Annotated in this window: 11 protein-coding genes; 7 read left to right on the top strand and 4 right to left on the bottom strand. The window is 35.0% G+C overall.

The window, feature by feature from the left end; all coding sequences use genetic code 11:
• Positions 1–3 precede the first annotated feature (3 nt).
• The gene (locus HUE53_RS10115) at positions 4–1,395 is read right to left on the bottom strand and encodes an RtcB family protein (protein ID WP_192188456.1); all 1,392 of its coding nucleotides are present in this window, start codon (positions 1,393–1,395) and stop codon (positions 4–6) included.
• Between the two features lie 580 nt (positions 1,396–1,975).
• Between HUE53_RS10115 and HUE53_RS10110 the strand changes: the two genes are divergently transcribed.
• Positions 1,976–3,427 carry an amino acid permease gene (locus tag HUE53_RS10110; protein ID WP_192188455.1) on the top strand — a complete coding sequence of 484 codons (1,452 nt, stop codon included), beginning with the start codon at positions 1,976–1,978 and terminating at the stop codon, positions 3,425–3,427.
• A 133-nt stretch (positions 3,428–3,560) separates the two neighbouring features.
• Here HUE53_RS10110 and HUE53_RS10105 read toward each other — a convergent pair whose 3' ends face one another.
• Both HUE53_RS10105 and HUE53_RS10100 read right to left on the bottom strand, forming a co-directional pair.
• Positions 3,561–4,118, bottom strand: coding sequence for a hypothetical protein (locus HUE53_RS10105; protein ID WP_138425204.1), 558 nt, complete (start codon positions 4,116–4,118; stop codon positions 3,561–3,563).
• A 257-nt stretch (positions 4,119–4,375) separates the two neighbouring features.
• Positions 4,376–5,887 carry a S8 family peptidase gene (locus HUE53_RS10100; RefSeq protein ID WP_192188454.1) on the bottom strand — a complete coding sequence of 504 codons (1,512 nt, stop codon included), beginning with the start codon at positions 5,885–5,887 and terminating at the stop codon, positions 4,376–4,378.
• Between the two features lie 119 nt (positions 5,888–6,006).
• On the opposite strand from HUE53_RS10100, the gene smpB reads away from it, so the two are divergent.
• On the top strand, positions 6,007–6,462 hold the full coding sequence (gene smpB, locus HUE53_RS10095) for an SsrA-binding protein SmpB (protein WP_014165619.1): 456 nt from the start codon (positions 6,007–6,009) through the stop codon (positions 6,460–6,462).
• Between the two features lie 9 nt (positions 6,463–6,471).
• Here smpB and HUE53_RS10090 read toward each other — a convergent pair whose 3' ends face one another.
• Positions 6,472–7,113, bottom strand: coding sequence for a protein-L-isoaspartate(D-aspartate) O-methyltransferase (locus HUE53_RS10090; RefSeq protein WP_014165620.1), 642 nt, complete (start codon positions 7,111–7,113; stop codon positions 6,472–6,474).
• A gap of 120 nt (positions 7,114–7,233) precedes the next feature.
• Here HUE53_RS10090 and nadA point away from each other — a divergent pair, with 120 nt between their 5' ends.
• The 5 genes from nadA to HUE53_RS10065 are packed head-to-tail and all read left to right on the top strand — an operon-like array spanning position 7,234 to position 12,825.
• Positions 7,234–8,226 (top strand): quinolinate synthase NadA, encoded by a 993-nt coding sequence (gene nadA / locus HUE53_RS10085; RefSeq protein WP_192188453.1) that lies wholly within the window; start codon positions 7,234–7,236, stop codon positions 8,224–8,226.
• Positions 8,226–9,800, top strand: a complete 1,575-nt coding sequence (gene nadB / locus HUE53_RS10080) for an L-aspartate oxidase (RefSeq protein ID WP_138425206.1) — start codon at positions 8,226–8,228, stop codon at positions 9,798–9,800. Before nadA ends, nadB begins: the two co-directional genes overlap by 1 nt.
• A gap of 49 nt (positions 9,801–9,849) precedes the next feature.
• Positions 9,850–10,815 carry a Gfo/Idh/MocA family protein gene (locus HUE53_RS10075; protein WP_065213390.1) on the top strand — a complete coding sequence of 322 codons (966 nt, stop codon included), beginning with the start codon at positions 9,850–9,852 and terminating at the stop codon, positions 10,813–10,815.
• 28 nt (positions 10,816–10,843) lie between these two features.
• The gene (locus tag HUE53_RS10070; protein WP_192188452.1) at positions 10,844–11,845 is read left to right on the top strand and encodes a PDDEXK nuclease domain-containing protein; all 1,002 of its coding nucleotides are present in this window, start codon (positions 10,844–10,846) and stop codon (positions 11,843–11,845) included.
• Positions 11,846–11,898: 53 nt separating this feature from the next.
• Positions 11,899–12,825, top strand: a complete 927-nt coding sequence (locus HUE53_RS10065; protein WP_192188451.1) for a 3-hydroxyacyl-CoA dehydrogenase family protein — start codon at positions 11,899–11,901, stop codon at positions 12,823–12,825.
• Positions 12,826–12,841: the final 16 nt, after the last annotated feature.

Genomic DNA, 12,841 nt, shown 5'->3' with positions numbered 1-12,841 from the left:
AGCTTATTTATCCATTCTCACAAATTTTGGGGTGAATGTTCCCAATACTTCTACTAATTCTTCTTGAAGCGCCATTACTTTATGGATGTCTTTATACGCCATAGGTGCTTCATCGATACTACCACCAATCAAATCGACTTCCTTGTCTTTTAAAACTTTTTTGATATCGCTTTGGGTGAACTTGACTTTACACTTGGCTCTAGAATGCAATCTTCCAGCACCGTGAGATGCTGAATTCAGGCTACTTTCATTTCCTTTACCTCGTACAATAAAACCAGGTGCTGTCATCGAACCCGGAATAATTCCTAGTTCGCCCTTGGCTGCAGGTGTTGCGCCTTTGCGATGTACAATACATTCTTGTCCGTTTACCATTTCTTTCCAAGCAAAATTGTGATGGTTTTCGATGGTTACTAACACTCGTTTCCCGATGGCTTTCGCAATACGTTTGTGAATATCTTCGTGACACGCCTTAGCATATTCGCCCGCTAAATTCATTGCCATCCAGTATTCTTGTCCGTCGTGTGTGTTCATATCTAACCAAGCCAAATGCTGTACATTTTTAGGTAACGGACATTGTTTAGTAGCCAAATAGGTGTAATGTTTTGCGATATTGGCCCCCAAACCTCTGGAACCACTATGCGATAAAACCGCTACATACTCGCCTGCGTCCAATTTCCATTCGTTCATAGGGGTGTTGATTTTGACGATTCCTATTTCGACAAAATGGTTTCCGCCGCCCGAAGTCCCCAATTGCTTGTATGCTTTATCTAACAATTGTTTTACCAAAGGAATATTTGAAAAAGCAGGATGAGAAAACACTTCGTGATCGGATTTGATTTTGTGTGTTTCGTACATTCCAAACTTGGTGTTATCCAACAGCATTTTTCGCCATTGATGTTCTTTTCCTTTGAGATACGAAGCGGGTAAATCGAAAATAGACAAGCTCATTCGGCAACCTATATCTACTCCTACCCCATACGGTATCACTGCATTATCTGTGGCTAACACACCGCCTATAGGCAATCCGTAACCAGAATGTGCATCTGGCATCAAGGCTCCTTGCACAGCAACAGGTAATTTCAAAGCATCATACAATTGAAACTTGGCTTGCTCTTCGATTTCGTTTTCACCAAAAATCGAAAATGGCGCTCGTGTGTTCCGTAATTCGTTGAACTTTACTTGTACTGGATTCACTAATCCTTCGGCTACTTTGCCCCAAGTTCCGTGATTTTTGAACTTTTCAGGGTGTAGTAAAACCTCTTTGGCTTCGGTGAGTATACTTTCTTTTTTTTCTCTTTTGCGATATCTGTTGATTTGCCCTAAGGTTATATTGATGGCATTATTTTTAGGGAACCCTATCTTGATTAGGTCTCTCCCTGATAATTTATTTCCCATAAATTTAAATTTTGAATAATAGACTGCTCTTCCAAATGCTAGAGCACTTGGTTGAAATCAAACTTTGAAGTTATCGGGAAATTTTAAGGCATAAAAAAACCCGAAACTAAAGGTCTTCGGGTTTTAACATATAGTGAAGTTTTTTGAATCTAACTTAAAGTAAAACCACGAAGCGCAGTTACACCAGCTCCCGCTGATTGATAACCTAAAAGTGTTACATTGAATACAAACATTTTTTCTTCGTTTTTAATTGTTACTAATTTTCTGACGCAAATTTTGTAATTATTTTTTTTAATTTCCAAATGATTTTTAAAATTTTTATTCAGTCTAAAGAAGTCTATACAATTGTATTGATTTTTTTGATCTTGTTCATACCATCATTTTAGTAAAAAAAATTACGTTGCGGGGTATTTACAAACTTATTATCAACTAATGAGCGAGTCATAAGAAAAACACTAACCTATAGCACTTTACCCCAGAATATTCATCAGTTGGTTTCTAAAGCACTCAAAATTAGTTGGCTTACCTTTGCCTCGTTTTAAAAAAATCCAGTCCAAAGGGCTGTTATAAATATACTTTTATGCTAAAAAAATCTATAGAAGCCTTACAAAAAGAGGCTGCCACAACGGGAACCCATAGTTTGAAAAGAAGCTTAGGTGGTTTCAATTTAATCATGATTGGAATAGGTGTTATTATTGGTGCTGGTCTATTTTCTTTAACTGGAATTGCCGCAGCTAACAATACAGGCCCCGCAGTTATCCTATCCTTTATTGTTGCCGCGGTAGGTTGCGCTTTTAGTGCCTTATGTTATGCTGAATTTGCTTCGATGGTGCCTGTTTCTGGTAGTGCTTATACTTACGCTTATGCTACCATAGGAGAGTTATTTGCTTGGATAATTGGTTGGGATTTGATCTTAGAATATTCTGTAGGCGCAGCTACAGTAGGTATCAGTTGGTCTCAATATTTGGTCAAATTTTTAGAGAAATTTGGGATATACCTCCCACCCCAATTAGTTATGTCGCCATTTGAAACTGCTACAGGACAAAATGGGGAAATTGTTCGCGGTTTTATTAACCTTCCGGCCGTATTAATCATTGCATTGATTACAGCTGTTATTATCAGAGGAACCAAAGGATCTGCGGTATTTAACGCTATTGTTGTAACCCTTAAAGTAGGTGTCGTATTGTTATTTATAGGCTTAGGTTGGCAATATATAAATCCAGCAAACTACAGTCCGTTTATCCCTGCTAATACGGGGACTTTTGGAGAATTTGGTGTTTCTGGAATACTTCGTGGTGCTGGGGTCATTTTCTTTGTTTTTATAGGCTTTGATATCGTGGCTACGATGGCACAAGAAACTAAAAACCCACAAAAAAATATGCCAATTGGGATTTTAGGGTCATTAATTGTATGTACGCTTTTATTCATTGCTTTTGGTTATGTAATGACTGGATTAGCCCACTATACAGAATTTAAAAACAGTGCCGCGCCTGTGGCTATTGCCATTGCTAAAACGCCTTATATATGGCTAGCTACTGCCGTAATTATGGCTATTCTAATTGGGTATACTTCTGTTATTTTAGTCGACTTATTAGGACAATCACGCGTTTTTTATGCTATGAGTAATGATGGTTTGTTACCCAAGGTGTTTTCGCAATTGCACCCTAAGTTTCATACTCCTTATAAATCAAACATCTTGTTATGTGTATTCATTAGTTTGTTTGCTGGATTAGTTCCTATTCATGTGGTGGGTGAAATGACTAGTATAGGTACTTTATTAGCTTTTGTAATGGTATGTATCGGTATTTTAATCTTACGAAAAAAAGAACCTAATTTACCTAGACCATTTAAGACGCCGTTAGTTCCTCTTGTGCCTATTTTAGGTATAGCTACTTGTTTATTAATGATGTTTTCTTTACCTCTAGGTACTTGGATTAGGCTCTTTGCATGGCTGGCAATAGGCATATTAATTTATTTCTTTTACGGCAAGAAAAACAGTAAGCTACGAAACGATAAAACATCAAGCAATTAATTTTCTGCTTTCTAAAACATAACAAAAGGTTCGTTTTTTATACTCCTTTAGTAGGATAAAAAACGAGACTTTTCAATTTTAATGAGAAAATATATATTTGATTTTACCTGATGATTTTGACCTTAGGTAACTATCATATTTTTTCTAATTCTATTACAGCTTCTAGAAATTGTATTCCTTTTACTTCTTCAAAAAAATCGATTTCGGTTTCGTGAGGTAAAAAATCTGAGATAATTCGAATGATAAAATCCTGCGGCTTTTTTAAATACATAAAAGTGTAATCCTCCATATTTACCACTGTTTGAACGGCTAGATTAGTCGTTCTAACAAATTTATCTGAAGTTAGTGAATGCAAACACGGTAAATTTGTTTGAGGATTGACCGTTATGGGTTTTCCATTTTCAAACATTCCTCCTTCGTATCCATACAAGGAGGCATTGGTAATTTCGATAGGTTTCCCCAGAGCTAGATAAGGAGGCAGTTCGCTTTCTTTTCCTACTATCGCTGCAAAGCCCATTAATACACAAACATCATGGGCTGGTAAATTTATCAGAGTCTTTGCGGTACTCTCTCTCCCTATTCCAGAAACAACTATTTGATAAGAATGTGTTAAGTTAGATAATTGCGATAATGCCGTTTCTACTTTCTTCTTTTCAATCTCCATTGGAGTGAGTATAATAATTTTTGCCATTTTCTTACAATAAAAATAGAACTTGCGAAGTTACTGTTTTTACTTTTAGGAGAACCAATTTTATTAATACTTATACAAACAAAGAGGGTGTCTGAAAAGTCAAAACACAACGTCTAGCCTGTCACTTTTCCTATCGTCGAAGTGACGTTATCAGCGTTATGTGATTTGCTCCACCTGCTCACTTCATTCGAGCCTCCCTTTGGTCTAAACGAAAGATTGCTCCCTTTTCGGACAACCTCTTTGATAAGTACTATTTATTATTGAACTGCTTTCAAAGCATCTGGCATACCATAACCAAATTCAGGATGTTTCTTACCATAAAATTCAGAAGATTGGCGTAACTTATTTAAAACCTGATCCCTCGTCCAAGTAGGATTTTTAGCCCATATTAAGGTTGCTATACCAGCTGTTGTTGCCGTAGCTACAGAAGAACCTCCTACATAATCACTTTGCCCTTCATAATAACTATTTACAGGTATTTTATTTCCTGTATTGCTTCTTTGCATCATAATAGCAAATTCAACTTTATTTCCTGTATGACAAATATCACATGCTTCATAACCATTTGCCTCTCTTAAACCAGTAACAGCAACGGTTTCAGGCATCCATGCTGGAAAGATAACCCCAACTGATGAGGTAAAATTGGTAGAGGTTCCAGCTGCACAAAAAATTAATTTTCCTTTACTATAAGCATATTTTATACCGTCTTCAATTTTACTGGAAGAAATAATATTTCCCATTGACATAGATATAACACGAACAGAAGAGTTGTTTCCTAAATCTGTAAACGCTTTTTTAACAGCTTCTAACTCTTGGTAACCGTCTAGTACAACATTTGAAGCAGCTCTATAGGTAATTAAGTTACAGTTATATGCTACTCCTACGGGCTGTCCTTTATCATTTCTAGGAGAGGCCGCCACGGAGGACATACTTGTACCATGCCCACATTTATCGTTTGCTCCGTCATATCCTGTGGACCAAGGCCAAATAGAATCTACATAAACGCCATATTTTTGAATTGTTCTTCCTGAAGAATCGCCATTGTTAAAATTTGCATTTAGTAATGAATTAACAGTAGAAGCTCCTGTATCTACAATAGCTAACGTAATTCCTCTACCTGTAGAGTGTCCCCATGCAGAAGGTATATTGTGATTATAAAATGCCCAAGGAACTTTGGCATTAGGTGTAATTGTTGTAAAATCTCCTGAACTAATTGTTTCGCTTTCTAGCCCACATCCAGACGAAGATGAAGAATCTTTACTTGTAGGATCTGATCCTGGTTCTATTCTAAAATCTCCTGGTTCAACATAACGTATGTACCCCAATCTTTTTAGGGCTATGATGGTTTCTTGTTTTTCAATATAAACATCTACAAGATTAAGGTAAGGATCTTCTTTTAGTAATATTTTTCCTATTTCTTTTTCTTCATACTTAGCTATAATTTTAAGCAATTGATTTTGTAGTTCTGCTTGATTTGTTGTTTTTTTTCTATCAAATTCATTTTTATTATTTCCAAAACCTATAGTACAAATTTTGTTTCCATTTTGAATTGCACTCCAAACTTCATGTGCCGTAGCCATATTCCAGTTAAACTGTTCGCCCGTTTTTACACGGAAAAGAAGCTTATCATTTATTTCTTTATTTGACAAAGGTTCTTTTTGATTTTCAGTAATTACAACATTCTCTTCTTGAGAGGAAGAATCATCATTAACACAAGAAGTAAAAGCTATAACAGATAAAAAACAAATTTTAATTAACTTTTTTTTCATTTTTAGTATTTTTTTTTGGTTTGAATTACGAATATAATAATTAAAAAATTAAAAAAACTAATTACTCATTCTTATAAATTAATTTTAATCCATAATAATTTTTATAAATTTGCAATCCTATGCAAAAAACAGTCAACATACTAAACAAAAGAGCCAGGTTTGATTACGAAATAATTGACAAGTACACGGCTGGAATAGTATTAACCGGTACTGAAATTAAATCCATCCGATTAGGAAAAGCTTCAATTGCTGAAAGCTTTTGTGAGTTTAATGGAAGTGAGTTATTTGTTATTAATTCTACGATAGAAGAATATGCTTTTGGAACGCATTATAACCATAGAGCTAAAAGCGAACGAAAACTTCTTTTAAACAAAAAAGAATTAAGAGGACTTTTAAAGGATGTTCAAAACAAAGGCTTAACCATTATTCCTTTGCGCTTATTTACGAGTGAAAAAGGCCTCGCAAAATTAGATATTGCCTTATGTAGAGGTAAGAAGAATTATGACAAACGAGAAACCATAAAAGACCGTGATAACAAGCGTGATTTAGACAGAATTAAAAAAGCCTATAAATAATTTATAGGCTTAATTTTTATCCTCTAAAAGTGGTACAAATCTAAAATCTCCAAATTCATGCTTTTCAAACTGGGTTTCATTTTTACGAATTAGCATAGTCATAATTTGAACATTTTCTCCTACAGGTATGATTAATCTCCCTCCAATTTTTAATTGCGCCATCAGAGGCTGAGGGATATATGGAGCCCCTGCTGTAACTATAATTCCATCAAAAGGAGCAAAATTAGGCAATCCCTTATAACCATCGCCAAATGTTAAATGCTTAGGCAATATTCCTAATTTAGGCAACAACAAAGAAGTTGTTCTATACAATTCATTTTGCCTTTCTACGGAATATACTTTAGCCCCCATAGCACACAACACAGCAGTTTGATAACCACTCCCTGTACCTATTTCTAATATTTTATCATGTTTTTTTACCCGTAAAAGTTCTGATTGAAAAGCTACAGTATAAGGTTGCGAAATAGTTTGACCTGCCCCAATAGGAAAGGCCTTATCTTGATAAGCAAAATCTTCAAAACTAGAATTCAAAAACAAATGTCTTGGAATTTTCCTAATAGCCTCTAATACATTTTTATCAGTAATTCCTTTTTGTTCCAAAAGGCTTACTAACTGATTTCTAAGTCCTTGATGTTTGGGTAAATCTCTCATAATTCTTGGGTAAAATTAAGACAAAAATCACACTTAACAAAACCTCTTTTTCTGATAAAACTAACAATTATCATATTTTTATTTTAATCTACTCCCTAGCTTTGTCCAAACTTTTTAGGTATGAACGATTTAGAAATTGCCAAAAAAAATTTAATTGATAATGGTTATTTAAAACTAGGAAAACAAGATATTAATTATATCGAAGAAATCAACACATTACGCAAAGAAAAAAATGCTGTCATTTTAGCCCATTATTATCAACTCCCAGAAATTCAAGATATAGCTGATTTTGTAGGAGATAGTCTTGCATTAGCGCAACAAGCAGCGCAAACAACAGCTGATTTAATTGTTTTTGCTGGAGTTCATTTCATGGCTGAAACAGCTAAAATTTTAAATCCTACCAAAAAAGTAGTTTTACCCGATTTAAAAGCAGGCTGTTCTTTAGCTGATTCTTGTCCTACTGCTGATTTTGAGCCGTTTGTAAAACAACACCCTAATCACATTGTGATTTCCTATGTAAACACTTCGGCAAGCATTAAAGCTTTAACAGATATTGTATGTACCTCATCAAATGCTGAAAAAATAATTAACGCCATCCCTCTTGATAAGCCTATAATTTTTGCCCCCGATAAAAATTTAGGAGCTTATTTAATAAAAAAAACAGGACGCGATATGCTCCTTTGGGATGGCGCTTGTTTAGTACACGAAGCTTTTTCTATTGGCAAAATTTTAGAATTATATAAAGAAAATCCAGAGGCAGAAATTATTGCTCATCCTGAATCACAAGCTCATGTATTAAAAGTAGCAAAATACATTGGCTCTACTGCTGGTTTATTAAATTACGTTAAAACATCTAATGCCCATACATTTATTGTGGCTACCGAAGTAGGCATTCTTCATAAAATGAAACAAGAAGTTCCCAACAAAACGTTTATTGCCGCTCCTGCTAATGAAGCGAATTGTAATTGTAGCGAATGTGCTTTTATGAAACTAAACACCCTAGAAAAACTCTATTTATGTATGAAGTATGAATTACCAAACATAGAAATAGATGAAATTTTACGAAAAAAAGCCGTAAAATCAATTAATGCCATGTTAGAAATTTCTAAATAATGAGTATTTTTAAAACCGATTTTTTAATTTTAGGTTCAGGAGTAGCAGGTCTCTCCACAGCTATTAAGTTAGCAAAAGCGTTACCCAATAAAAAAATAACTGTAGTTACTAAAGATAATAAAGAAGAGTCGAATACTAAGTATGCACAAGGCGGTATAGCAGCTGTTTGGGACGAAAAAGACACTTTTGAGAGTCATATAGAAGATACTTTAAAAGCAGGCGATTACGAAAACGATTTAAATGCCGTAAAACTTGTAATAGAAAATGCCCCTACTCGCTTACAAGAACTAATACAATGGGGAGCCGAATTTGATTTAAACAGAAACAATCAATATGATTTAGGTAAAGAAGGAGGTCATTCTGCCAATAGAATTTTACACCATAAAGACATAACAGGATATGAAATTCAAATAACATTATTAAGGCAAATTGAAAACTTGTCAAATATTGAATTTATCCCCCACCATTTTGCTATCGAATTAATTACCGAACATCATTTTACAAATATAAAAATAGAAATAGGACAAAAAGACATTCACTGCTATGGTGCCTACATTTTAAACGAAAAAACAAACGCCATTCACACTTATTTAGCCCATAAAACCATTTTAGCCACAGGAGGATCAGGACAAACTTATGCCACAACTACAAATCCTATCATTGCAACAGGTGATGGAATAGGTATGGCATTTAGAGCCAAAGCCGTTATTGAAGACATGCAATACATACAATTTCATCCTACAGCGTTGTATGAACCAGGTAAGAGCCCTGCCTTCTTAATATCTGAAGCCGTACGAGGCTTTGGGGCTTATTTACGCAATCAATCTGGCGAACGCTTTATGCTTCGTTATGATCAAAGAGCCGAACTAGCCTCTCGTGACATTGTATCCCGCGCTATCAACATGGAAATTAACACCTCAGGAAACGAATGTGTGTATCTAGATTGTACTCATTTAAATCAAGAGGATTTCTATAATCATTTCCCTAATATTGTTGAAAAATGTCAAAGCATAGGTATAGATATTTCTAAAAACTACATACCTGTACTACCGGCTATGCACTATATGTGTGGTGGTGTAAAGGTAAATAAGCTAGGACAAACGTCTATTCCTAATTTATATGCTAATGGAGAAGTAGCAAAAACAGGTCTTCACGGAGCTAATAGACTCGCCTCTAACTCGCTTTTAGAAGCTTTGGTTTTCGGACATATCATTGCAAAAGATATTATAAAAAATAGCAACAGTTTAAAAGCGTTTTTTCCTAAAATACCGCAATGGAACTCCAAAGGAACTGTAGAACCCAAAGAACTAATTCTTATTTCACATAACAAAAAGTCGGTTCAGAATATTATGAACGATCTAGTAGGCATTGTACGTTCAAACCAACGTTTAGAGCGGGCTTTGGATCACTTGAATTACTTATACGAAGACACTGAGAATTTGTTTAAAAAAGTAACCCTTTCGCCTCAAATTTGTGAATTACGAAACATTAATACTACCGCTTATTTAATTGTAAAACATTCGCTGGAAAGTCGTAAAAACAAAGGTGCTTTTTACAACTTAGATTTGCATTGATTTTTGAATAAATCGAATAAAAGATTTACATTTGTTCAAATTCTTAATTATGCTAAAAGTAGGCGTTTTAGGTGCAGGTCACCTTGGAAAAATACATTTACGATTACTTAATCAATCTAAAAAATACGAACTAATAGGCTTCTTCGACCCTTATGAAGACAATGCTAACAAAGTAGCGACCGAGTTTGGTTATAAAAAATTTGACACCATTACTGAATTAATCAAGGCAGTAGATGTAGTAGACATTGTTACTCCTACCCTACAACATTTTGAATGTGCCCAACAAGCTATCGAAGCGGGTAAACATATTTTTATTGAAAAACCAATAGCTAAAACCGTCGCGGAAGCTGAAGCCATTATGGCTCTAGCAAAAAAACACAACGTAAAAGGGCAAGTAGGACACGTGGAGCGTTTTAATCCAGCTTTTATGGCGGTTAAGGACAAAATCAGCAACCCGATGTTTATAGAAACTCATCGTTTGGCTGAATTTAACCCTCGAGGTACAGATGTCCCTGTGGTTTTAGACTTGATGATTCACGATATAGATGCGATTTTAAGCGTTGTAAAATCAAAAGTAAAGTCGATTAACGCCAGTAGCGTAGCGGTTATTTCTGATTCGCCCGATATTACCAACGCTCGTATTGAATTTGAAAACGGTTGCGTGGCTAACATCACATCCAGTCGCATCTCTATGAAAAACATGCGCAAATCACGATTTTTCCAAAAAGATGCTTATATCTCGGTGGATTATTTAGACAAAGTATGTGAAGTAGTTCGCATGAAAGATGCTCCAGAAACACCAGGTGATTTTGACATGATACTTCAAAATGCTGAAGGGGTAAAAAAACAAATTTATTTTGACAACCCAGGTATTCATCCAAATAATGCCATTTTAGATGAATTAGAGTCTTTTGCCGATGCTATTAATCAAGATGCAACACCTGTGGTTACACTTGAAGATGGCACGGAAGCCTTACGTGTGGCGTATCAGATTATTGAGTGTATTGAAAAGTAATTATCTAATACTTTTTTAAAAAATAAAAATGCTCTCCAATCCAACAATAATAACCGATATTAAATCTTTAATATCAAATGCGCGAACCTCAGCCATAAAGGCTGTAGATTATCAGCGTACCTTATTATATTGGCACATTGGCGAGCGGATTTTCAACGAAGAACAACAAGGAAAAGATAGAGCTGATTACGGAGAATATTTGATAAAATATCTTTCAGAACAATTACAACCTGAATTTGGAAGCGGGTTTTCGTATCGAAACCTCTATTGGTATAGACAATTTTATAGAACTTTTCCAATTGTGAACTCACTGCGTACACAATTGAGTTGGACGCATTATCGAACGCTAATTCGCATTGATAATGAAGACAAAAGAGAATATTACATAGCCGAAACTACTAAAAACAATTGGTCTGTACGACAAATGGAACGTCAAATCAATAGTCAATTGTACGAACGACTACTTCTAAGTAATGACAAAGAAAGTGTATTGGCCGTAGCTCGCAATGAAGTGCTTCCTACCCATCCTAATGAAATTATCAAAGACCCCATGGTACTAGAGTTTTTAGGATTAAAAAGAGAAAGTGCTTATTATGAGAAAGATTTAGAACAAGCCATTATTACACATCTTCAAGATTTCTTATTGGAATTAGGCAACGGTTTTTCATTTGTGGCGCGACAAAAAAGAATTCATTTAGAAGGCGATGATTTTTTTGTGGATTTAGTCTTCTACAATCGGATGTTACAGAGTTTTGTCATCTTCGAAATCAAGACACACAAACTTACCCACGAAGACCTAGGGCAACTGCAAATGTATGTCAACTATTTTGACCGAGTAGAAAAATTACCTCATGAAAAACCAACAATTGGTGTACTTTTGTGTGCCGATAAAAACAATGCCGTCGTAAAATTTTCTTTACCCGAAGAAAACAAAACAATACTTGCTAGTCAATATGAGTTGATTTTACCTTCGGAAGAGCAGTTGTTAAATGAAATAAAAAAAGAATTCAATAATAAACCAAACCATTAATCCCTACGCACCCCTAGTAGGAAAAATTATTTAAGAAATAGGGGCATCATACAATGAAAACAATTGCAGTTATAGGCGCGGGTACTATGGGCAACGGAATTGCTCATACGTTTGCACAAAGTGGATTTACCGTAAAATTAATTGATATTTCTGAAAAATCTTTAGAAAAAGGGATGGCTACTATTGCTAACAACCTAGACCGTATGGTTTCTAAAGGTTCTATTACAGAAGAAGACAAGCACAAAACCATTGGTAATATCATCACTTATACTGATATTAAAGACGGTGTAGTAGGATGCGATTTAGTTGTAGAAGCAGCCACTGAAAATGTTCAGTTAAAATTCAATATTTTCAAGCAACTAAGCGAAGTTTGCGACCATAACACCATTTTAGCAACAAACACTTCTTCTATTTCTATTACACAAATTGCGGCCAACGTAGTACATCCTGAACGTGTGATAGGTATGCACTTTATGAATCCAGTGCCTATCATGAAATTAGTTGAAATTATTCGTGGTTACAACACATCTGACGAAGTAACTAAAATCATCATGGATTTATCGGTTAAATTAGGTAAAATACCTACCGAAGTAAACGATTATCCTGGATTTGTAGCGAATCGTATCTTAATGCCTATGATTAACGAAGCTATCGAAACTTTATACAACGGTGTAGGTGGTGTGTATGAAATTGACACGGTTATGAAATTAGGTATGGCGCACCCAATGGGACCTTTACAATTAGCCGATTTTATTGGTCTTGATGTATGTTTGTCTATCTTAAACGTCATGTACGATGGTTTCAAAAACCCGAAATATGCTCCATGTCCTTTATTGGTCAATATGGTTATGGCAGGTAAATTAGGAGTGAAATCTGGGGAAGGTTTCTATGATTACTCAGAAAGTAAAAAAGCAGAGAAAGTTTCATCTCAATTTAGTAAAAAGTGTTTAGTGATAAGTAAAAAGTCGTTAAAGAACTAATTACTTTTTACTTATC

It is taken from the genome of Flavobacterium columnare, assembly GCF_014844295.1.
In the GTDB taxonomy this organism is placed as follows: Bacteria; Bacteroidota; Bacteroidia; order Flavobacteriales; family Flavobacteriaceae; genus Flavobacterium; species Flavobacterium columnare.
Note: the sequence above shows the minus strand (reverse complement) of the source record. Positions and strands in the feature narration are given on the sequence as shown.